This is a genomic window from Paenibacillus shenyangensis (assembly GCF_000346635.1).
Lineage (GTDB): Bacteria > Bacillota > Bacilli > Paenibacillales > Paenibacillaceae > Saccharibacillus > Saccharibacillus dauci.
This window is the reverse complement of sequence record NZ_AOIG01000019.1, coordinates 45,689-66,902: the sequence shown is the minus strand read 5'-3', so window position 1 is coordinate 66,902 and position 21,214 is coordinate 45,689. Positions and strand designations below refer to the sequence as shown.

Sequence of the window (21,214 nt, the reverse complement as noted above, 5' to 3'; positions counted from 1 at the left end):
CTGTAGATCTCTTCCTACATTGTACGTGCCCAGGGCAGGCGATTACAAATCAAAAAACGATTCCGCCTCCAATTCGGAACCGGCCTGGTGGTCCCAACCTTCCTATCCCCCTCTATAAATAGACCCGGAACCGGCTATAAGCGGCATAGATTGATACAAAATCAATAAAATAGTCGGAATTGCAGCCTAAAATGACTTGATCCAATCAGTAAATATACAGCTTTTTTACGTCATGATTTGGAAGTGGAGCATATACGTTAGGAATAGGACTATATCGACGATCCAGCAGCCTTTTCCGGCAAATTGGGATTTAAGGTAAACCAAATTCTGGATGGTGGCGAATAATAGATATAGTTCCTGACGTATAGACTCAAAAAGTATCTTATTTCTAGTAATTTTGTATTAAATTTGATTAAATCAGTGTTTTCGGATTTGTTCAATTCTCTCTGGTTAAAAATATAGTAATTACGCAATCCCGGCTGTACCGGAAAATAGTAGGATATGCATGACCAATTACTATTAAGTATTAAGAACCATTTCCTATTGTGCAAATAGTGGTACCAGAGGCATACTTAAGACACCAACAAAAACGCAAAACATTAAATAAATTGTCGGAAAAGCGCGAATGTGAGGAAAATGCTATAAATAATATGCAGAATTTTCCGATAAACTAATTAACAAGCACAAAGGCGCATGAACGATCGGATACACCAACAATTACCAAAACTAATGATGAACATAAACTAAGGGGGATTAACCTATGAATTACAATCAACTGACTGACGTGAAAATTATGGAGAAAGCAAAACCGGTATCTGGAGGTTGGTTCCGTTTCGTAGAAAATACTGAAACAACAAAAGGAACAAATGAAGTAGAACAATGGGCTGCTATCTACCACATGGAAAATGACAAATATATCGTTACTAATGATTTCTTCAATGTAGGACTGAACGATCACGCTGGTAAAGTAAACATCGTCGGTTATGGTGACAGCCTCGACAGCATCATGTTCGTTATCTGGGAACATCAAAAAGAGATGGGCAAAGATTACACCATCCTGGATCAAATCCGCGAAATCAAAAATGAAGAAATCGAAAAAGCTAGCCAAAAAATGTGGAACTGGGAAGAAAAAGCAGCAGATACCACTTACTTCAAGCACGAAATGTTCAATCCTTGGGAAGAAAGCTATTGAGCAATGGTAGTACGATTACGAGAAAAACCCTTTTGACATTCACCTGATGGTCGCATACATAGGTGAAACAGAAGGGTTTTCGTGCGTTCTGGGCTTATATTTACATAGCTGCTTTAACCAGTTTTTAACGAATTGCTTGAATACAGAGACTAGAATGGTAAAAGTGCAGACAGGAATTGGTGGGCCGGTACTTTTGCCAAACAATTTTTTTGCACTTCTTTATGGAAGAATGGAAGAAGGGACTATAATACAATGAATTTCAAAAAGAAAAAATGGACTATATTTGCCCTGTCGGTACTGCTCGCAGGAGTGATAGTTAGTCTATTCGTGATGATGCCGACCAAGACAAATGTCTTTTCGCCAACTTCGACCCAAGCGAACGCTGCAGCCAATCATATTTATCGAGCGGGAGAAATATGGAAAGTGGATGGTGAGTGGGAATTTACGGTCAATGCAGTCTATCCGACAACTGCCCGTGCAGCCAAAAACGATTATGACAGCAAGGTTCGTCAGGTGAATCAGGTGCTGGTGATGGACTATAGCTACAGGAATACAGGCTTTGACGATAGCCAGCACGGAGCAGGTCTCGGATTGGAATTTTCCAAAGCAAACTTTGAAGTGAGCAATCAGCATAGCCAGACAGGAGACGCCACGTATCCTGTCCATCTCCCCAGTATGGAGACGTCCGGCAGTGCACTGGGGAATCAAGATCATCGTCTGCAACACGGGATATGGACCTATGCATTCAGTGAGAAGTCGGATACGGTAACTGTGTATGTCTCTCATTACGATTCGGAGCTCAAGCTGCATGAAGCTACATTTGTTGTACCGGTTACATCCAAATAAGCATGGATGCCTGCTCTATATAAATTGGGATTATCCAGTCGAACGCAGCAGAACGGGCATCTGCAAAGCGATCAACAGGTCTGTATGCCTTCTCTAGTGCCCTCTGTATAACTATGCTAAGATGAAAATATTGTAGCAGAATCTTCTGCATATTATCCGGATGGAGGCTTACATTATTATGCAATTACCTGAAATCACCCGGGATGAACAGGGTATCATCCAGGTGAAAATAGCCATGTCCTATCCGCTGCGCTGGGTCAACAGCTATGTGATCGGCGACAGTACAGGCTACAGTATTATTGATCCGGGTCCGCGCTCGGAAGTAAATGAGCAGGCCTGGCAGCAGGTACTCCAGACACTGGATATTCCGATTAGCGCGATTCGTTCCATTGTACTGACCCATCATCATCCGGATCATTATGGTTTGTCCGGTTGGTTCCAGGAGAAGGGCGATATGCCGGTCTGGATCTCTGCACGTGCACTGGCAGAAGCCAACCGTTCCTGGGCGCCGGGTAATACGGCTGCACAGGATCTGGTACAGCTGTTTGCCAGTCACGGGATGCCGGAGGAGATCACTTCCCGGCTGCCTGACCATCTGGACAGCTTTGTGCCGCAGGTGATGCCGCAGCCTGAAGTGAGTCTGATCGAGCCAGGACAGCCGTTGGAGATTGGCGGGCGCCTATGGGAGACGATCGAGACATCTGGCCATGCAGCAGGTCATATTTCCTTTTACCAGCCGGATCAGCGTCTTCTATTTTGCGGCGATGCGGTACTGCCGCAGATCTCGCCCAATATCAGTCTGGTACCCGGTAGCGATCCGTCGCCGCTGGAATCATATCTGATTGGACTGCGTGAGCTTGGACAGTATGAAGTAGAGCTGGCTTATCCGGGACACCGTCGTCCATTCACCCATTTCCGTGAACGTACAGAGAAGCTATTGCTGCATCATGAAGAACGGCTGCAGGCGATGGAAGAGCGGATACGCGAGAAGTCCTGCACCGGTTACGAAGTATGCAGCAGTCTGTTTAATAATGAGCTGACTCTGCATCAACTGCGATTCGCTATGTCGGAGACACTGGCCCATCTGGTAGAGCTGGAACGTCTGGGACGTGCACAGCGTCAGGAACAGAACGGGATCATTACGTTTTCGGCAAAGTAAATCAGGGGTAAGCAGAGAATCATCACCGCTATGATTAACAGTGTGCTTATAGAGTAGTACCGTACAGGAACGGATAAGGTCGTTCTATATGTATTGGCAGAATATGAATTACCGGATTGTACAATAGTAAATACAACAAAAAGGGCTTCCGTTATGGGAGCCCTTTTTGTCGATTAACGATCCCGTTACTTGTTTGGTTCAGTGGTTAACCTGGTCATAGCTACTGGATGGCGGAAAAGAGTACGATTTATGAATTCAGCTATGACGATATTGACCACAATTGCTCCATATACCCCGCAAATATAACTCAGTCTGTATTCCATTCCCAATAGATGCTGGCCGATCAGACTAATTCCGTGAATAAACATATTCGTAAAGCAGAATACATAACTGCGCACCATCCAGCGGCGATGCCGGAATAGATTGCCACGCTTGATCTGCACCAACGCAGTAATCGTAATCCATAGCCATGCGATGTTCACCAGATTGAATGGAATACTCGTTATCTTGCTGCCTGTCGCATAAGGAGCGAGATACCCGGACGTCAGATCAACAATCAGCACAGCGAATATATACAAATAACCATTTACTCGGTGCCAGCGGCGGTATCGACGAAGCAAATAGGATGAGAAATTCAGTGCGCCGCTTACCATAGCGAGACAGGCTGCAATAACATGAATGTACATAATATTAAGCCAGAGCGGTATGTTCTGCGGACGGTTTTCCTCTGTTTTGTGAATCAGAAAATCGGCTGCTCCAGGATCGAGGAACAGATTCAGGTACAGTGTATATATCGTATAAATCAGTGCAAATGCAAGCAGCAGCATATACAGCAGCTGCCGAATTGATTTATTCATCAGCAACCTCGTGTCATCATTATTTGTTGCAGGGTATCTCAGGCACCATCGGTCAGCTTGGACAGCGCTCGCCGGGCATGGCTCAGAAACTGCTCGCTTTGCTCCCGGAGCTGAGGAGACGATTCGTGATCCAGCTGAATCTCCGTATGACGTATCGTATGCTGGAGACTGTGCAGCAGGGCATCTCGTTCGGCATCATCGAGCAGTGCTTTGAGTTTGTCTGCCACATGGGGTTCATAGGGCCGCTGGTTGTACTCGGCGGCGGTCATTTTACGGATATCGAGATAGTTGTTTTTGACCTCTATAACGACGGTGTCGACTTTGCGGGACAGCTTTTCCGTCTCGACAATGACCATCTTGTTAACGTGGTCGGGATAGACATTTACGATTTTTTGCCTGATATTCAGCAGACCGCTGATTTTGCTAAAAGGAACTTTGTGTATCCGGTGAACTTCGTCCGACATGCAGGCCACTCCTATCGTTAAGGTGAATTGGGATCTATCAGGATATGCTGGGATGGTTAGACAGGATTCTCTTTTTCATTACCCGCTGGGAGCCTCTACTGCTCAGAAGTCCGTGAGCGCAGCAGCAGCGAAGGAACAATCCGGATATAGATCAGCTCCGCTATCAGTTCGACCATCGTCTGGGTGACGATCACGGCTGCTGCAGTAAGTGCCCATGACGGAGGCAGTGCCAGAGCCAGCGGCAGTACAACCAGTGAATTGCGTGTGCTTGAGCTGAAGATCAGCGCCCGGCCTGCACCGATATCCAGCCGGAAGAGCCGCGCAATCAGACTTGCTGCTGCAGGCATGACAATTGCGAATATTACATAGATCGGCAGCACACCGAGGACGACCTGGATATCTTCGTACACGCGGTGAATCTGCGAAGCCGTAATAACGAACAATACCAGTCCCATCAACGGAACCGGCAGCCAGGCGGTCAGCTGCTGCCATTGACTGCCTGCTTGTTTTCGTTTGGCCCATAGCTGGGTAGCAATCGCCAGTAGTAGCGGAATCAGGATCAGCATAATAAATGTAGAAATAAAAGGCCCGGTTTGCATCATTCCCGCCGCCGATGTACCGATAAAAAGGCTAAGGTAGAATGGCAGCAGAATCAGCTGTACAATAAGGAGCAGTGGTGTCGCTGCCAGCATCAGCTGTTCATTGCCGCGTCCCAGTCCGGTAAAGACGATCACATAATCAATACAGGGGGTCAGCAGAACAAGGCAGATCCCGATCAGAGCCGGTGTGGGCTGAGGAAACAGCGTGATCAGCAGCCAGACAACCAGCGGTACGATTACAAAATTAACAAGCAGCAGGGCAGTCATGAATATTGCATTGCCCATGCTTTTTCTGATATGTATAAAAGGGATCTGTACAAACATGCTGTACAACAATATCGCCAGCAAAGGAGACAGGAGTATGTCCAGTGTCGCTCCGCCCGCAGGCGCAAAAGTACCAATCAGGATACCGAGTACAAGCAGCAGCAGATAAATCCCAATTTGTTGACGTTCGAGAGTTTCTCTTGTAATCAAGCGCAGGGGCTCCTTTTGTTTTTGTTCGATTATATCATACAACGTTTTATCACCCAGACAGGATTTAACTGGAATTAATTGCTTTTTCATCGTATCTTAAGCTATCTCTTTTACAATAAACACACTATTATAGCCCAGGCTACGAAAGGGGCACACACCATGAACAATGCAGACAGCATGGCAATAGATCTGATTGTACAGGGATTACGCTTATTCGCTTATTTAGCATTGCTGATTGCGGCAATGATCGGAATATTTGGCAGTATGTCGATGCTGTCTGATAACAAACGTTTAATCTGGCATCGCTGGCGCTCCGGACTCGTCTATACAGGTCTTGCCGTAACAGTCGTGCAGGGCGTAATGAGTCTGCTTAATATTGGTCTACGCCAGGGATGGTCGGCGGCTTTTATCCCGTTCACCACGTATGGTGGACGACTTAGTAATGGATTTGCCCTGATTGCACTGTATATTACTCTGGCCTATATCATTCCTACGCTGATTGTTCGCAAGCGTCATGGACAGCAGCTGCCTTCTCGTTTTCTTTCGGTACTGCTGTTTCCGGTGCTGGAATTGTTGCTGCTATCAGGTATGCTGATCCGCAATTATGCAGGACTTCTGCCAATGCGTCTGATCTATGTATTTACGGCTGTGTGCCTCATCTGGCTGCTCGTACTCAAATGGATATCGAGTGAAGGCAAGGAACGCCAAGAACGTGAGGAGCAGCGTTATCGCTGGCGCAGCCCGGATATCAAGCTCACTCACCGGGTGACAGAGGAACCGAAGCACGAGGAAGATCCACCACCGTTGCCACGATAGTATAGGACAAAAACTTATTTATAATTAGGAATAAATCGATCAAAAAACACAAAATACACCTGCTGCTATAGTGATGTTATAGCAGCAGGTGTATTTTGCTGAGATTCAAGCTGGTTTGTTCTGTGCAGCTAATTTCGCTTTATTTTTGCTACCCTTACGAGATAAGATACGGCAAAAGTCCAGTCTTCAGCTGCGAAAAGGGTCTTAGGGATAGCTGCTTTTCCAGGTTGTGTATCTTTACCTGGTTATCTTTAATGCTCGCTTGCCTCGTCATCTTCCGGCAGTTCGATCTGGGCGGTATCGACGACATGCTGCTCATTATCCATCTGCCGTCCGTGGGCAATCCGGCTGCTGGCTGCGGCTGCAATCGCACCGACAATATCGTCAAAGAAGGTATGGATCGGTCCCAGACTCTTGTCGTTCAGTCGTCCGAGTACGCCAGGTTTCAGTTTGTCGATATAGCCATAGTTGGTGAACCCGATACTGCCGTATACATTTACAATGGCAAAGGCCAGAATCTCATCGACTCCGTACAATCCTTCATCATTCTCGATCATCTCCTGCAGCGGCGAGATCAGCTGCCCTTTTTCTGCGAGAATATCCAATTGTACTCCGGTCAGCAGTGCATTCTGTACTTCGCGCTTCATCAATACTTTGTTGACGCTCTGCTCGCATTCCTCCATCGTCAGATCCGGATAATAGCTCTGCTGGAGAAAAAGGACCAGCTCCGCAATTTCGCGTATACTGACTCCACGCTTGGTCAGCCATTCCCGGGTCGCCTGCTCTACATTCAGACTATGCAGACTATAAGGCATTTTGCCGGATTCGTTGTTTTCCATATGAATACACCTCTCTCTATAGAACTGTAGCTGGCTGTTCGCAGGTCGGCAGAATCTCTGTCCAAATCGCGTACAGCCGTATATATGGGATATATTAACCTGTGTGTACCTTATGCTAACCAGATGATAATAGAGTGGAATTGGAAGGCACCGGAGAGAGGTTATTTATAGTGGATTCCGGTCAATTCACGGTTAAGGGTGCTTTTAGGAGAGAGGTTTGTTAGAATAAGGATGCGAAATAAGAAGCAGGAGGCAGACAACCATGAGAATCAACGGACGGCAGCAGAACGAATTGCGCCCTTTGAAAATAACACCCAATGTCAATAAATACGCGGAAGGTTCCGTGTACATCGAAGTAGGCGATACCAAAGTACTGTGCACGGCTTCGGTCGAGGAACGTGTTCCTCATTTCATGAAAGGACAGGGCAGAGGCTGGGTAACCGCCGAGTACTCGATGCTCCCGCGCGCAACACAGACACGTAACCAGCGTGAAGCCGCCAAAGGCAAACTGGGCGGACGCACAATGGAAATCCAGCGTCTGATCGGACGCGCACTGCGCTCGATCGTAGATTTGCAGGCACTCGGCGAGCGTACGATTACGGTAGACTGTGACGTGATCCAGGCGGATGGCGGTACACGTACGACTTCGATTACCGGATCATTTGTTGCACTTGCGATGGCGATGGACAAACTGGCGGTACAGCACAAGCTGGCACGTTTCCCGATTACCGATTATCTGGCTTCAGTCAGCGTAGGTATCGTAGGCGACCGCGCTGTACTGGATCTGAACTATGAAGAAGATTCCAAAGCCAAAGTCGATATGAACGTCGTTATGACCGGTACCGGTGAATTTGTAGAGCTTCAGGGAACAGGCGAAGATCGTCCATTTACCCGCAAGGAGCTGGACCAGATGCTGGAGCTTGGAGAACAGGGCATTCAGCAGATGATTGAGCTGCAAAAAGAAATCCTCGGCCCGATCGCGCTCAAAATCACGAGCGGACAGGCAGGCGCACAGGTATGAAAAAGGTGAGCGGCAATACCGTTATTGTTGCGACCCGAAATAAAGGTAAAGTACTGGAATTTACGCACGCTCTGGCTCCATATGGACTGGAAGTGCGCAGTATGTTTGATTATCCGGATCTGCCGGAGATTGTGGAAGATGGTACGACTTTTGCCGAGAATGCGTTCAAAAAAGCCAAAACAGTCGCTGATGCGCTGGGTGTGCCTGTATTAGCAGACGACTCGGGTCTCTGTGTAGACCGTCTCGACGGAGCGCCAGGTGTATATTCGGCACGTTATGCCGGGGAACAGGCAACCGATGCGGATAATAATGCCAAGCTACTAGATGCGCTGGAGCAGCTGCAGCTGGGCGAGGATACGGAACAGTCGCTGCTTAGTACGGCACGTTTTGTGTGCAGCCTGGCACTGTATGATCCGGCGACTTGCGAGACACTGACTGCCGAAGGAACCGTCGAAGGATGGATTACGTCCGAGCCGTCAGGCAGCAAGGGATTTGGCTATGATCCGCTGTTCTATGTTCCTTCGGAGGAGAAGACCATGGCTGATCTGACCATGGAGCAGAAGCAGAGTATCAGCCACCGAGGCGCTGCACTGCGCAGTCTGGTTGCCCAGTTGGAACAATAATGGATTGATTCTGGAAGCAGCCTAATCGATAGATACCAGACTCTTGTTATTCTTGTTCGATTCAGGTAAGTTTCTAATTTAAAAGCTGTACAGCCCTCGAGGGTTGTACAGCTTTTTTTGGTATGGCAACCTGAAAATATACGAGCTGAAGATAGTAGTAGAGTAAGCTGGTTAAAAGAGACAGCGAATCTATTAAAAACAGGATAGGTTAGTGAAATGTTCAGTTTGATCGTAAACAAAAATAAATCAACTCCAATCCGCTCGAAGTCTTTGATTTATAACTGCTTACTCATGTAAAATGGTTGTTATCAGCGCGTTACTCGCTTATCAGTATATGAAACGGAGGAATACATAATGGAAATCAAATTGAGTCTGGATTTTGATGCCTACGAAGATGGAGCAACTCTGGCTCCCCTGATTGAAGAACTTGCACAGGACGACGAAAAAAGCCAATCGCTTACCAGTCTGTTAATCGGTGATTGGGGAGCCGCCTATGAAGAGTCGCCGGATAGCTTCCTGCCTGTATTGATAGAATCGAGCAGCCGCTTTCCGAATCTGCGCAAACTGTTTATCGGAGATATGAGCAATGAAGAATGTGAAGTATCCTGGATCAATCAGTCCAATCTGGGCCCACTGCTGGCTGCTTATCCGCAGCTGGAGTCCTTTATAATCAAAGGCAGCAGCAGTCTGGAGCTGGAACCGCTGGAACATGCGCGCTTGCAGGAACTGACGATTATCTGTGGCGGCTTGTCAGCTTCGGTTCTGCAATCGATTCATAAGGCCAACCTGCCCGAACTGCGCAAGCTGGAATTGTATCTGGGAGTGGACGACTACGGATTTGACGGGAATTTAGAAAAGGATATTCTACCTTTCCTGTACGAGAATCCATTTCCCAAACTGACCTCTCTGGGACTCAAAGACAGTGAGCTACAGGATGAGATTGCGATTGCCGCAGCTAATGCACCGGTAGTGCAGCAACTGGAAGAGCTGGATCTGTCCGAAGGCACATTAACGGACAAAGGCGGAGAAGCGCTGCTAAATAGCGAAGCGGTGCGGAGCTTGAAGCATCTTAATCTGAATTATCATTATATGTCGGATAGCCTGGTGCTCAAATGGCGCAACAGCGGAGTAAATGTCACACTCGACGATCAGCAGGATCTGGATGATGATTGGCGTTATCCGTCGCTGACGGAGTAATGCGTTCTTATACGATTCTGTTCGGTAATCCCGGCAATAGACGGACGACCGGCTGGCAGCAGGCTCTGCAGTATCATGGACAGCCTGCTGCGCTGGAAGTTCCCTATATCCGGTTGCTGCAGGCGATTCGTGCAGGAGATCGCCTCATTGATCTATTGGAAAGTCTGATTCGGCGGCAGGATAATCATCGACTTATTCAGACAGATTCTTCGTTTCCTTTCATGGATAAACATGGTTTGGCAGGAAACGGAAAAGCAGCTGAATCGGCGCCTCCTGTCTCTTTGGACAATAATGAATGGTCTGATCACAGGATGCACATGGATAATGATGAAGAGAAGCAGGGATGGACAGCTAGTCAGCTATCCGGCTTGCTCACCCTGCGGCTGGATGCACCTGGCGAGAATATAGCGGTAGAACGTGGACTGATTGCACTGGGAGCAGACGATGCGGAAGGCTGGATCGATGATGATCTGCTGCCACTGCCTGCGTACACACAGGGAAGTTCGATTTCGGCAATGCTCGCGAGGCGGCTGGAGCCGTATCATGGACGAGTGCTGTATCCGGCCCAGTGGTTCCGCGGCTGGTGCCGACTGCTGTCCTGGCTGCATGTGCAAGTGCAGCGTGATCTGCCTCATGCCAGCTGGATGAATGATCCGGCCGAAGCCGCTATTATGTTCGACAAACGCCGCTGCTCGAACTGGCTGGATCAGGCAGGCGTAAAGGTACCGGGTGTGCTGGCTTCATCGTATACAGAGATGCCCAACAGCTATGATTCGCTGCGGCAGCTCATGGAGCGGCGACAGGTACATCGCGTATTTGTTAAACTGTTCTGCGGGTCCGGTGCGTCAGGTGTGATTGCTTACCAGTATCATCCCCGCACAGGTGCAGAGATTGCTTCGACTACAGTAGGTATCGAGCAGTGGAACGGAGAGACGGTTATCTATAATTCCGGCAGACTTCGGCGATATACCGATCATGGGACAATCCGTCAGATCATGGACTGGGTAGGACAGGAAGGCATGCATGTGGAGCGCTGGATCAGCAAGGACATGCTGGATGGCAAAGCTTATGATATACGCCAGCTTGTCTGCGGCGCACAGGCTGGCCATGCGGTAGTACGACTTAGCCGGACACCCATAACGAATCTGCATCTGCGCAATGAACGGATGTTGCTGGAGCAAACCGGTCTGTCCGCAGCGATCAGGGAAAATATCCGTACTACGGCACTGGCTGGTCTTGCTGCATTTCCGGGTTCTTTTTGTGCGGGTATGGATGTGCTTGTGCCTGCCGGTGGAGGTATGCCGCTGATCGCAGATGTGAATCCGTTTGGTGATTTGCTTTATTATGTACAGCATCAGGAGATGGGCGCCTATGAATGGGAGCTCGCCCGCTGGCTGGAAAGGAATTAATATAACATGATTAATATGAATGAAGTGGTAGGCAGCCACGATATCGTGATGATTACGCTGGATACGCTGCGCTATGATGTCGCCAAATTGGAAGAAGAAAACTGTCCCAATCTGTGCGGATCAGGCTCCTGGGAGAAGCGGCATACGCCGGGCAGCTTCACCTATGCAGCGCATCATGCTTTTTTTGGAGGCTTTTTGCCGACACCTGCCAATACGGATAAGGCTTCCCATGTGCGGCTGTTTCACGGTAAAAACAGCGGACTGCGTACCCATCCCAACACATGGCTATTTGATGCGCCGGATATTGTATCCGGGCTCGCCCAGGAGGGATACCGCACGATCTGTATCGGCGGCGTGATCTTTTTTACCAAAAAAAATAAATTATCCAAAGTGCTGCCCGGTTACTTCCAGGAAAGCTACTGGCGCATGAACTTTGGCGTCACCAATCCGCGTTCAACAGAGAATCAGGTGAACCATGCCCTCAAGCTGCTGGATGGCGCGGATGAGCAGCAAAAGCTGTTTTTGTTTATGAATGTGTCTGCGATCCATGGACCCAATCATTATTTTATTCCCGGTACTCATTACGATTCGGTCGACAGTCAGCGGGCTGCTCTGCGTTATGTGGATGGTGAGCTGGGACGGTTGTTTGAAGCGCTGCGGAATCGTCAGCGTCCGGTCTTCTGTCTCGTTTTCTCCGATCATGGCACGGCTTATGGCGAAGATGGATATGAAGGTCACCGGCTCGCGCACGAGGTGGTCTGGAATGTGCCGTATCGTGAATTTTTCCTGTAACAGGCACCACAGTGAGCTAGAACGTACAAAAAGGAGTGTTACACCATGAATCAGGAGCCTACACAATTACCGCCCCATGCCTTATCCCCTCTGGAATGGACGTCTGAACTGCAGGAATGGAACCGCCAGATTACCGAAGCCCCTTATCGTTCGTATTTGTATTCCTATCCGCACAAGACGGCATACCGTGAACTGGACCCTCCTTATTCCCTCCAATCCTTATGGTCAAAAGAACAGCTGGACAGCTATTTTTTGTATATGCATATTCCGTTCTGCGCGGCGCGCTGCGGATTCTGCAATCTGTTTACCCTGCCGGACAAGCGGGCAGATGTACATAAAGAATACGTAGATGCCCTGGAACGTCAGGCTCGTCAGTGGGCACCGATCATGTCGGGACGGCCGTTCTCCCGGTTTGCGATCGGTGGAGGTACACCGACACTACTAGCTCCGGAACAGCTGGAGCGGCTGTTTGATATTGCCGAGAATGTGATGGGACTAAACCCGGCCCAGGCGTCTATTTCGGTGGAAACATCACCGGATACCGTTACACCGGAGCGCCTGGAGATTCTGAAGCGCCGCGGAACCGACCGGGTCAGCATGGGGATTCAGAGCTTTATCGAAGCCGAGAGTGCCGCTATTTACCGTCCGCAAAAGCCGGCACTGGTACGTCAGGCGCTGGATATGCTGACAGACTATCAGTTTCCTCTGCTGAATGTGGATCTGATTTATGGATTACCGGGACAGACCGTGGAATCATGGCTGTATTCGGTGGAGCAGGCATTATCATATGAGCCGGGCGAGATATTCCTCTATCCATTGTATGTCCGTGAGAATACGATTCTCAAACCGGGTCAGACCGGACTGGAACAGGATATCCGTTTGCAGCTGTATCGGGCGGCTGTAGATCGGCTTGAAGCGGCAGGATACACCCAGTATTCCATGCGCCGGTTTGCCCGGGAATTCCATTCATCCAAGGAGCTGCTGCCCTATAGCTGTCAGGAAGAAGGGATGGCGGGACTTGGATGCGGCGCACGTTCTTATACGCAGGATGTACATTATGCTTCGCGTTATGGAGTGAGTACAGCCGCTACCCGCAGCATTATTGCCGATTATGTAGCGGCAGAGCGCTATGACAACGCCGATTATGGGTTCGCGCTGAATGAGCAGGAGCGCAAGCGTCGCTTTGTCCTCAAAGCCATTTTGCATCGAGAAGGTCTGGAGCTGTCCGATTATCACCAGCGATTCGGTACATCACCGCTGGACGATCTGCCAGATCTGCATCATCTGATCTGGACCGGACTTGCCGAAATGGTCGTTTCTTCATATTCAACGTCTGAATATGATTCAGGAAGTGTGGATTCATCCACTATATCGACCAAAGTACTTCGACTGACCCGTGAAGGGCTGGCTTATTCGGACAGCATTGGCGACTGGCTGATCTCACCGGAGGTCTATGCATTGATGGAAAGCTATGTTGGACAATGAAGATTTGGGCAATGCAGCAACTGATAGGGCTGGATATTATGCTGAAGCCAATGGCTCACTATAATCCAATCGGAACAACAAGACGATGCACATTATTTATAGAAAGGGGAAAAAGGATATGCGCGAATATGCTTCTGTTCTAAATAGCGGGAGTAAAGTCATCGGAGCCGAGCAGCATAACAACCATTCCGCTGTAGAAGCGGTACCGCAGGAGCTGTCCTTTTCCCTGTATTACCGTGGTAGTCTGTCTTCCTGCAATTATGCCTGTCCTTATTGCCCATTCAGCAAGACGGTAGACAGCCGGGAGACACTGCTGCGGGATCGGCAGCAGCTGGAACAATTTGTGCAGTGGGTTCGCGAACAGGAGCAGGCTGGGAATCGATTGTCTATCTTTTTCAATCCATATGGAGAAGGGTTGGTACATGGTTGGTACCGGAGGGCGATGGTAGAGCTGTCTCATCTGCCGCATGTGGACAAGGTAGCCATTCAGACCAATCTGTCGGTCAAGCTGGATTGGACAACTGATCTGAACCGCAGCACAGCAGCCTTTTGGGCGACCTACCATCCGGGACAGACAAGTGAGGATTTTTTTGTGGGGCAGGGGATGCGGCTGCATGAGCAGGGGATATCCTTTAGTGCAGGAATCGTCGGTCTGCGCGAAGCGTTCCCGGCGATCCGCTCGCTGCGTGCCCGTCTGCCGGAAGATGTATATGTCTGGATTAATGCATTCAAGGATCGTCCGGCATATTATCGGCCGGAAGAAGTCTCTGAGCTGCAGCAGATCGATCCCTATTTTGAGTATAATTTGCGTGATTACGACAGTCTGGGGCAATACTGTCTGGCTGGACAGAATGTATTTTATATACAGGGGAATGGCATGGTGAAGCGCTGCTATCAGGACAAGCGGGTGATCGCCAATATCTACCGGCGCAGTCTGCGCGATATTGCGGGTGTACGTCCCTGCGGAATGAAGCAATGCGGCTGCTATATTGGATATATCCACATGCCGGATCAGCCGTTTGCGGACATTTACGGCAAAAGTATACTGGAGCGTATTCCGACTGGTTATATTCATCACATAGACAGATAAATGCACATTAGATTTACTAGTAGGTTCACTAGATTCACTGATAGATTATTGATCCCTATGCGAATAGGTCGATGCAAATGCAGACCGAGCATGCTGATCAACCTTACATTGTACCGACTGCTATAACTATTACACCCTATCAATAGCAATAACGTCCCAATAACAGTAACAGGCTAATCCCGGTCATTTCCCAACCCGGGATTAGCCTGTTTTATATATTGGCAGCTGATAAATACGTAGGATCTTCCTTTTATACAGTCGAAGAATGAATAGGAGCATGAACCTGCATATACTCTACATCAAACAACTGATCATGCATCATATCAATCACATTCCAGCGATGTTGATCCACGACAATATAGCCATTGTACAATTTTTTGACATACACATGCTGCTTGGCTTGCAGTACGCAGCGGGCATTGGCATCACTGCCGACCGTACCTGCAATAATACGCTCTTCAGCTTCCAGACGTGAGCCGCGGCATACCGACTGTTCCTTGATAAAGGCAATGCTGCCGGCGGAGTATAGGTTACTTTGCAGCACTCCTTCACGGGTAATGATAATATCTCCGTTCGACTTGATCTCGCTGGACTGGCAGCGGGACAGTTCAATATTGACCTGAATCTCCTGCATACTGGATACGCTCGCATACAGCCGGTCCAGATAACCGCGCATACTCAGAATGCTCTGTTCGTCTATTTTGTCCAGAATGCTGGCAGAGTTCATCAGATCGGCAAGCATCAGCTTGAGCTGCTCGGTATCCTTGGTCTGGATATATTGAATACTGGAAAAGACCTGAAGCAATTCCCTGCCAAGCTCGGGAATATTACGGAACTTGCGTTCAATCAACAGCATGACCATCTGGCTGTAACGAATCGGCTGATTACGGGTACGCAGCTCGTCGGCAAGCACCTGTGCAGCCATATCAAGCTGGCGCATTTCATGACTAAGCTGTTTGGAAGCAGCATACATCCGGTTGAACATCACGCCAAAATAGCCCGAATATACCCGTCCACCGATTACGGTTCCCTGAATAGAAATACTGCCTGTTGCAGTAATGGTAGAGTTGTATACATTGCCATGAATATACACATTACCGAGCGATTCGATAATCATATGATCAGTGACATTGCCATGCACAATGACGTCTCCGGCGAATACAATATTGCCTGTACGCAGATCCACATCTCCATTTACAACAAAAGCACTGGAAATGTCTACCTGTCGACGGTTGCCGCGCCCGGTCATCCGCGGACGGCCCGGACGCAGAGCAATGATCTCACCGGCTTCATTCATTTCAGTAAATTCTCCCGCGGTTACTTCCAGATCCAGCGCCTGTTTTGGAGGCAATTCATTGCCGAATACATCATAGCCGGGTAATCCGGTTACCAGTGCATGCTTGGTAGCGATCACTTCGCCTTCATGTACCGATGGAATACGCCGGTAACTGCGATGATCCACGACACCACTTGCTTCATGGAACACCGATTCAATCTGTTCCGGGAAAAACAGCTCCAATCTGGCATCGGTTCCTGGTACGGATGCCTGTCCGCGTGCTACTACGACCGGTTTGCCGGAAGGAAGCTCCAGCTCTTGCAAAATGGCGGCTTTGTCTATATTTTTGATAATATGACGGCTCTCCAGTGCATCCATAATATGAGTGAATTCCAGTGTCTCGATAATGCGCTCATGATTCGGTACGGCCTGTACCGTAAGCTGCGCCGAAGCTGGGGTATCCACCAGATTCCATTCGTAACGTACCTTTTCATGCAGAATCAGGTACGCTTCCATCTTGTCCGAAGAGACTTTGATCTCGAACAGCGGTTCATGCTGAAGTTCCCAGGTAATGATATCTTCTTCACCAATCGGAGCAGTTCCGGCAATAATATTTTTGTTCACAATCAACGAGACCGGAGCAGCACCACGGATCGAAGCCGGCCGACCTCCCTGACGTGGAGGAAATACATGGATACGGTTATCTTTGATCTTGACCCATCCGTGCTTTCCGCCGTCCGGGATATCATCATCCCATACCGAAGAGGCAGCTGATTTAGTTGGTTCCTCCGATAACTCCTGCATAGGATGCTCTGATTCATGGCCGGATAGAGATGTAGACATTATGGATACCTCCATTTCAGTTAAATGACATATCAGCCGATATGATAACGATTGCAATATATAAAGAGTTAATAGCGCTTTTATATTAGTTAAATAGTTGTAGGTATATTATAATACACATTTTCCCAATTAAAACTTATTTTTGGATAATTAGCACTATTATTTTCGTTAAAAATTGAAATAAAGAGCATTTTTATTTGAATAACCACTTATTTAGCCAGTATATACCAGATAGCAAGGGCTGGCTAACTGCTATCAAAAATTATATTTGAAAAAATTGTGATTTACGGTATAATATCATTTGTCGTCAAATTATACATATTCTTTGTCCCAGTAGCTCAGCTGGATAGAGCAACGGCCTTCTAAGCCGTCGGTCGGGGGTTCGAATCCCTCCTGGGACGTTCAAAAAGCGCTCTTCATTTTATATAATGAAGGGCGCTTTTTTTGTATTTATTTCATGAAATTTGAATGTGAAGAGAGCCTGTCCGAGCAGATATAAGAGTATTCAAATAGAGCATAATCTTTACCTGAAGTAGTTTGTAATACATTACCCATTAGCACCAATTACACTATCTGTCGAGACATCCTTAATGGCTTATTGCAGCTTATAATAACAAATTGTATACTCAGTTCATCTATCGAAGCCTTACAGATTCATACATTGCGACCTGTTCCTATAACCAAACAAATCCATAGACAGGAGAAATAAATATGAAAAACTGGATGCGGCATGTGCAACAGATTCCGGCTATTTTGCAGGCAGTACTCAATATCACACTTGGGTTGGTCGCTTTTACATTATGTTTTTTTCTTTTAAAAGAGACCTGGTACATTTTCAGCTTCATCTTTATTAGTGCAGATACAGGGACAACTGCGTATGAATTCATGGATCAACTGCTGGTATTCTTTTTGTATTTTGAGTTTATTGCCCTGATCGTCAAGTATTTCAAAAGCGGGTTCCATTTTCCGCTGCGTTACTTCATCTATATTGGAATCACAGCAATTATTCGGCTGATCATTGTAGATTATGATAATGCGATGAGTACACTATTATGGTCTCTCGCTATTCTGGCGCTGCTCGGTGCACTGCTGCTCGCCAATACACGCCCGATTCGCCGGGACAACTGATACAGCAGCATACGGTGCAGGGAGTATGATACGATAGGTGTAGAGCTATTGATCGGTTATGCTCAGCATCAATCGCTATAAATGAAGCAATGGAGGAAAAACCCATGACAGAACAAGTGAAAATCTCCCAGCGCAGTGCGATTATTATTGAGCGTCTGCGTTCGGATGGTATGGCAGAAGATATGCTGATTCAGGCACTGAATGAACAGGAAGATGCTCCGCTGCGCGCGGTCAGCAGTGCAGATATCGATTTTGCCGAATGGATGAATTATGCAAAGGAACACGGTGAACAGCTGGTAGAGGCAGTCCGTGACGGATATCGTATGACGTTTACAACAGTGCCTGGAATGAAGAACTGGCTCAAGTATGCATTGTCCATGGAGACAGAACGTGATTATACCGAAGGGGAAGAAGGGCGAATGGACGGCCTTCAGCTGACACTTGAACAAGCACAGCAGCTCAAGGATACGATTGCGGTTAACTGGGTGCTGCTGGAACACGAAGATGGCAGCTCTTCACTACTGCTGCGTGCACTGCTGACTTCTGCCGAAGCTCCGCAACTGTAAAATCGGCAGTAGACAATCGCTGACTGTATACCGTTATTGGTCTTATATGGTTGTTGATCTTATAGTGGGCTTTGATCGTATAGCAAACTTCGATCGTACAGCGATCAATGATTTTATATCAGCAGTTAATCATATAGCATGGCTGCTTTTATTGCTGGGCGTTCAGGTTGGATCGCTTGCCTGCTGCTATCCGATATTCCCGTGGACTGACCTGGCACATCTGTTTGAATATTTTGCCAAAGTGGGAGAAGTTGTTAAATCCTGATGCTTCGGCAATATCGATAATTTTGAGCTCGGTTTCCCGTAGCAACTGCTGGGCGGTCTGGATGCGTACTGTATTCATATATTCCGTGAGGTGGAATCCGGTCGTCCGCTTGAACATCCGGCTTAGATGGGATGGACTGAGATGAAATTGATCAGCGATGGTCTGTAGGGACAGCGGCTGTTGATGGTTCTGTTTGATATATTGGGCCACATCGGACATCTGCTGCTGGACAGCAGTCCGGCTGGATGGCGATTCGGCTGAGGATGAAGATTGGCTGCGGGCGCAGTGAATGAGAAGCTCCATCACCAGATGATGAACAAGCAGCTGGTATCCTTCAGCCTGAATAGTCAGTTCACGTACCAGCTGCTGAATAACCGGCTGCAGCCATATCTGATCCCGAACAGTGGTATGGAAGACCGGATAACCGCTATGAAAAGGCCGAAGCAGCCACTGTTTATCTTTACCAAAATGCTGTTCTACAAACTGATCATTAAAATACAGCACAATGCGCTTATGATCCGGCAGCTTGCCGGGCAGTGTCCGGTGCAGCTCGTCTTTGCCGATAAATACAATATCTCCGGTATGCACTTCATATAATTGATCCCCGATAAAATAGGTTCGTTCACCCGACAACAGAATATAGATCTCATAATGAGGATGTACATGTTCGGTAGTCATGGCAAAATAATCACTACGTACGATATATTCAGCGACCAGCGCATGAGGGCTGGTTAGATTACTGTGCAGATCCGGATTCATATAGGTTTCCCTACCTTTATGTAAGCGTTATCTATTTGAGAGTATATCACACAAAATAAGCGGTATTACCGAAACAAAGCATCATTTGCGGAGAATAGAGCCGCTTTTTTTGCTAATGTGGACTCAGACAGTCTTATCATGTTCTGAGGAGGCACTATTTAAATGAAGCAGAAAAAGTATGCACTTGTAGGCACAGGTGGACGTGCGGAGTTTTTTTATGGAGCAATTGCCCGCGATTTTCGCGAGACCGCTGAACTGGTAGCTTTTTGCGATATCAATCAGACGAGAGCACGTTATGCGAATACACTTCTGGAGCAAAAGTATGATTATCACCCGATCGATTTGTATACAGCCGATCAGTTTGATCAGATGATTACCGAAAAGAAACCGGATATTGTGATTGTAACCAGTGTGGATCGTACCCATCATCGCTATATTATCCGGGCGATGGAGCTGGGCTGCGATGTGATCACCGAGAAGCCGATGACAGTAGATGAACATAAATGCCAGGAAATCATGGATGCAGTTGCCCGAACCGGACGCAATGTACGGGTGACCTTCAATTATCGTTATGCTCCCCACCATACCCGGGCACGCGAGCTGATCCGCGATGGTGTGATAGGCGAAGTGACTTCGGTACATTTTGAATGGCTGCTCAACACCCAGCATGGCGCCGATTATTTCCGCCGCTGGCACCGGGACAAGCGCAATAGCGGGGGATTGCTTGTACACAAGTCCACCCATCATTTTGATTTGGTGAATTTCTGGATCGGTTCTCAGCCGGATACGGTATTTGCTTTTGGTGATTTGCTGTTTTATGGCCGGGAAAATGCAGAACAGCGGGGTGTGACTTCCTTTTATAACCGGGCAACCGGCAATCCGGCTGCAGTGGATGACCCATTCGCTCTAACACTCGATGACAATCCCAATCTCAAAGCGATGTATCTGGATGCCGAGCATGAAGACGGCTATCAGCGAGATCAGAGCGTATTCGGTGACGGTATCAGTATTGAGGACACGATGAGTGTTATCGTCCGCTACAAGAACAAAGCGATGCTTACGTATTCGCTGAATGCCTATATGCCCTGGGAAGGCTATCGCATTGCTTTTAATGGTACCCGTGGGCGGATCGAAATGCAGGTCATTGAAAAGTCCTATGTTAACGCTGGTGGAGACAAAGCCGATGAAGGCGCACTGGAAGGCAAACAGATCCGGGTATTCCCAATGTTCGCCGAACCATACGAGGTAGATGTAGAAGAAAAGGCAGGCGGTCACGGTGGAGGAGATCCTGAGCTGCTGAACGATCTGTTTGGTGAGCCAGCAGAAGATCCTTTTCACCGTGCAGCCAATCATATCGATGGAGCCCGATCGATCCTGACAGGGATTGCTGCCAACCAGTCAATCCGTACCGGAATGCCGGTGCAGGTAGATAGTCTTATTCAAATTCCGTCTTCGATCCTTTCCCCAGCTTCATCAGTAGCTGCTGCCGGTTCATTGAGCAGATAAACTTTTAC

Annotated in this window: 20 protein-coding genes and 1 tRNA gene; 15 read left to right on the top strand and 6 right to left on the bottom strand. The window is 47.9% G+C overall.

Annotated elements, in window-relative coordinates; genetic code table 11:
* The first annotated feature begins 760 nt into the window (after positions 1-760).
* From H065_RS0116130 to H065_RS0116115, 3 genes are all read left to right on the top strand, one after another.
* The gene (locus tag H065_RS0116130; protein ID WP_017814120.1) at positions 761-1,192 is read left to right on the top strand and encodes a hypothetical protein; all 432 of its coding nucleotides are present in this window, start codon (positions 761-763) and stop codon (positions 1,190-1,192) included.
* 252 nt (positions 1,193-1,444) lie between these two features.
* Positions 1,445-2,038: a hypothetical protein gene (locus H065_RS27435; protein ID WP_017814119.1), complete on the top strand. Its 594-nt coding sequence runs from the start codon at positions 1,445-1,447 to the stop codon at positions 2,036-2,038.
* A gap of 178 nt (positions 2,039-2,216) precedes the next feature.
* Entirely contained in the window at positions 2,217-3,197 is a 981-nt protein-coding gene (locus H065_RS0116115) for an MBL fold metallo-hydrolase (protein ID WP_017814117.1), read from the top strand.
* Between the two features lie 185 nt (positions 3,198-3,382).
* On the opposite strand, the gene H065_RS0116110 is transcribed toward H065_RS0116115, so the two are convergent.
* From H065_RS0116110 to H065_RS0116100, 3 genes are all read right to left on the bottom strand, one after another.
* On the bottom strand, positions 3,383-4,054 hold the full coding sequence (locus tag H065_RS0116110) for a DUF2306 domain-containing protein (protein ID WP_017814116.1): 672 nt from the start codon (positions 4,052-4,054) through the stop codon (positions 3,383-3,385).
* A 38-nt stretch (positions 4,055-4,092) separates the two neighbouring features.
* Positions 4,093-4,518, bottom strand: a complete 426-nt coding sequence (locus H065_RS0116105; RefSeq protein WP_017814115.1) for a hypothetical protein — start codon at positions 4,516-4,518, stop codon at positions 4,093-4,095.
* 95 nt (positions 4,519-4,613) lie between these two features.
* A complete protein-coding gene (locus H065_RS0116100; protein WP_017814114.1) occupies positions 4,614-5,591 on the bottom strand; it encodes an arsenic resistance protein in 978 nt (325 codons plus the stop codon).
* Positions 5,592-5,750: 159 nt separating this feature from the next.
* Between H065_RS0116100 and H065_RS0116095 the strand changes: the two genes are divergently transcribed.
* The gene (locus H065_RS0116095) at positions 5,751-6,407 is read left to right on the top strand and encodes a hypothetical protein (protein ID WP_017814113.1); all 657 of its coding nucleotides are present in this window, start codon (positions 5,751-5,753) and stop codon (positions 6,405-6,407) included.
* A 251-nt stretch (positions 6,408-6,658) separates the two neighbouring features.
* On the opposite strand, the gene H065_RS0116090 is transcribed toward H065_RS0116095, so the two are convergent.
* On the bottom strand, positions 6,659-7,246 hold the full coding sequence (locus tag H065_RS0116090) for a phosphatidylglycerophosphatase A family protein (RefSeq protein ID WP_017814112.1): 588 nt from the start codon (positions 7,244-7,246) through the stop codon (positions 6,659-6,661).
* A 262-nt stretch (positions 7,247-7,508) separates the two neighbouring features.
* On the opposite strand from H065_RS0116090, the gene rph reads away from it, so the two are divergent.
* From rph to H065_RS0116055, 7 genes are all read left to right on the top strand, one after another.
* The gene (gene rph, locus H065_RS0116085; protein WP_017814111.1) at positions 7,509-8,267 is read left to right on the top strand and encodes a ribonuclease PH; all 759 of its coding nucleotides are present in this window, start codon (positions 7,509-7,511) and stop codon (positions 8,265-8,267) included.
* A complete protein-coding gene (locus tag H065_RS0116080) occupies positions 8,264-8,890 on the top strand; it encodes an XTP/dITP diphosphatase (protein ID WP_017814110.1) in 627 nt (208 codons plus the stop codon). The genes rph and H065_RS0116080 overlap by 4 nt, the downstream gene beginning before the upstream one ends.
* Positions 8,891-9,244: 354 nt before the next feature.
* A complete protein-coding gene (locus H065_RS0116075) occupies positions 9,245-10,087 on the top strand; it encodes an STM4015 family protein (protein ID WP_017814109.1) in 843 nt (280 codons plus the stop codon).
* Positions 10,060-11,496, top strand: coding sequence for an STM4014 family protein (locus tag H065_RS0116070; RefSeq protein ID WP_152425919.1), 1,437 nt, complete (start codon positions 10,060-10,062; stop codon positions 11,494-11,496). Before H065_RS0116075 ends, H065_RS0116070 begins: the two co-directional genes overlap by 28 nt.
* A gap of 6 nt (positions 11,497-11,502) precedes the next feature.
* Positions 11,503-12,288 carry an STM4013/SEN3800 family hydrolase gene (locus tag H065_RS0116065; RefSeq protein WP_017814107.1) on the top strand — a complete coding sequence of 262 codons (786 nt, stop codon included), beginning with the start codon at positions 11,503-11,505 and terminating at the stop codon, positions 12,286-12,288.
* A 45-nt stretch (positions 12,289-12,333) separates the two neighbouring features.
* Entirely contained in the window at positions 12,334-13,773 is a 1,440-nt protein-coding gene (locus H065_RS0116060) for an STM4012 family radical SAM protein (RefSeq protein WP_017814106.1), read from the top strand.
* Positions 13,774-13,987: 214 nt separating this feature from the next.
* Positions 13,988-14,863, top strand: a complete 876-nt coding sequence (locus tag H065_RS0116055; protein WP_026136286.1) for an STM4011 family radical SAM protein — start codon at positions 13,988-13,990, stop codon at positions 14,861-14,863.
* A 250-nt stretch (positions 14,864-15,113) separates the two neighbouring features.
* Here H065_RS0116055 and H065_RS26100 read toward each other — a convergent pair whose 3' ends face one another.
* Positions 15,114-16,982 carry a flagellar assembly protein A gene (locus H065_RS26100; protein WP_017814104.1) on the bottom strand — a complete coding sequence of 623 codons (1,869 nt, stop codon included), beginning with the start codon at positions 16,980-16,982 and terminating at the stop codon, positions 15,114-15,116.
* 327 nt (positions 16,983-17,309) lie between these two features.
* Between H065_RS26100 and H065_RS0116045 the strand changes: the two genes are divergently transcribed.
* From H065_RS0116045 to H065_RS0116035, 3 genes are all read left to right on the top strand, one after another.
* A tRNA-Arg gene (locus tag H065_RS0116045) sits at positions 17,310-17,383 on the top strand.
* A 310-nt stretch (positions 17,384-17,693) separates the two neighbouring features.
* Positions 17,694-18,110, top strand: coding sequence for a phosphate-starvation-inducible protein PsiE (psiE, locus tag H065_RS0116040; protein WP_017814103.1), 417 nt, complete (start codon positions 17,694-17,696; stop codon positions 18,108-18,110).
* A gap of 104 nt (positions 18,111-18,214) precedes the next feature.
* Positions 18,215-18,676: a hypothetical protein gene (locus tag H065_RS0116035; protein WP_017814102.1), complete on the top strand. Its 462-nt coding sequence runs from the start codon at positions 18,215-18,217 to the stop codon at positions 18,674-18,676.
* Between the two features lie 148 nt (positions 18,677-18,824).
* On the opposite strand, the gene H065_RS0116030 is transcribed toward H065_RS0116035, so the two are convergent.
* Positions 18,825-19,700: a helix-turn-helix transcriptional regulator gene (locus tag H065_RS0116030; RefSeq protein WP_017814101.1), complete on the bottom strand. Its 876-nt coding sequence runs from the start codon at positions 19,698-19,700 to the stop codon at positions 18,825-18,827.
* Positions 19,701-19,862: 162 nt separating this feature from the next.
* Here H065_RS0116030 and H065_RS0116025 point away from each other — a divergent pair, with 162 nt between their 5' ends.
* Positions 19,863-21,206, top strand: a complete 1,344-nt coding sequence (locus H065_RS0116025; protein WP_017814100.1) for a Gfo/Idh/MocA family protein — start codon at positions 19,863-19,865, stop codon at positions 21,204-21,206.
* Positions 21,207-21,214 lie beyond the last annotated feature (8 nt).

What these genes read in the sequence shown, in the direction of transcription:
- H065_RS0116115 (WP_017814117.1), top strand. Translation starts at nt 2,217, where the DNA reads ATGCAATTACCTGAAATCACCCGGGATGAACAGGGTATCATCCAGGTG.
- rph (WP_017814111.1), top strand. Translation starts at nt 7,509, where the DNA reads ATGAGAATCAACGGACGGCAGCAGAACGAATTGCGCCCTTTGAAAATA.
- H065_RS27435 (WP_017814119.1), top strand. Translation starts at nt 1,445, where the DNA reads ATGAATTTCAAAAAGAAAAAATGGACTATATTTGCCCTGTCGGTACTG.
- H065_RS0116075 (WP_017814109.1), top strand. Translation starts at nt 9,245, where the DNA reads ATGGAAATCAAATTGAGTCTGGATTTTGATGCCTACGAAGATGGAGCA.
- H065_RS0116060 (WP_017814106.1), top strand. Translation starts at nt 12,334, where the DNA reads ATGAATCAGGAGCCTACACAATTACCGCCCCATGCCTTATCCCCTCTG.
- H065_RS0116080 (WP_017814110.1), top strand. Translation starts at nt 8,264, where the DNA reads ATGAAAAAGGTGAGCGGCAATACCGTTATTGTTGCGACCCGAAATAAA.
- H065_RS0116090 (WP_017814112.1), bottom strand. Translation starts at nt 7,246, where the DNA reads ATGGAAAACAACGAATCCGGCAAAATGCCTTATAGTCTGCATAGTCTG.
- H065_RS0116065 (WP_017814107.1), top strand. Translation starts at nt 11,503, where the DNA reads ATGATTAATATGAATGAAGTGGTAGGCAGCCACGATATCGTGATGATT.
- H065_RS0116095 (WP_017814113.1), top strand. Translation starts at nt 5,751, where the DNA reads ATGAACAATGCAGACAGCATGGCAATAGATCTGATTGTACAGGGATTA.
- H065_RS0116130 (WP_017814120.1), top strand. Translation starts at nt 761, where the DNA reads ATGAATTACAATCAACTGACTGACGTGAAAATTATGGAGAAAGCAAAA.
- H065_RS26100 (WP_017814104.1), bottom strand. Translation starts at nt 16,982, where the DNA reads ATGTCTACATCTCTATCCGGCCATGAATCAGAGCATCCTATGCAGGAG.
- H065_RS0116030 (WP_017814101.1), bottom strand. Translation starts at nt 19,700, where the DNA reads ATGAATCCGGATCTGCACAGTAATCTAACCAGCCCTCATGCGCTGGTC.
- H065_RS0116105 (WP_017814115.1), bottom strand. Translation starts at nt 4,518, where the DNA reads ATGTCGGACGAAGTTCACCGGATACACAAAGTTCCTTTTAGCAAAATC.
- H065_RS0116035 (WP_017814102.1), top strand. Translation starts at nt 18,215, where the DNA reads ATGACAGAACAAGTGAAAATCTCCCAGCGCAGTGCGATTATTATTGAG.
- H065_RS0116110 (WP_017814116.1), bottom strand. Translation starts at nt 4,054, where the DNA reads ATGAATAAATCAATTCGGCAGCTGCTGTATATGCTGCTGCTTGCATTT.
- psiE (WP_017814103.1), top strand. Translation starts at nt 17,694, where the DNA reads ATGAAAAACTGGATGCGGCATGTGCAACAGATTCCGGCTATTTTGCAG.
- H065_RS0116025 (WP_017814100.1), top strand. Translation starts at nt 19,863, where the DNA reads ATGAAGCAGAAAAAGTATGCACTTGTAGGCACAGGTGGACGTGCGGAG.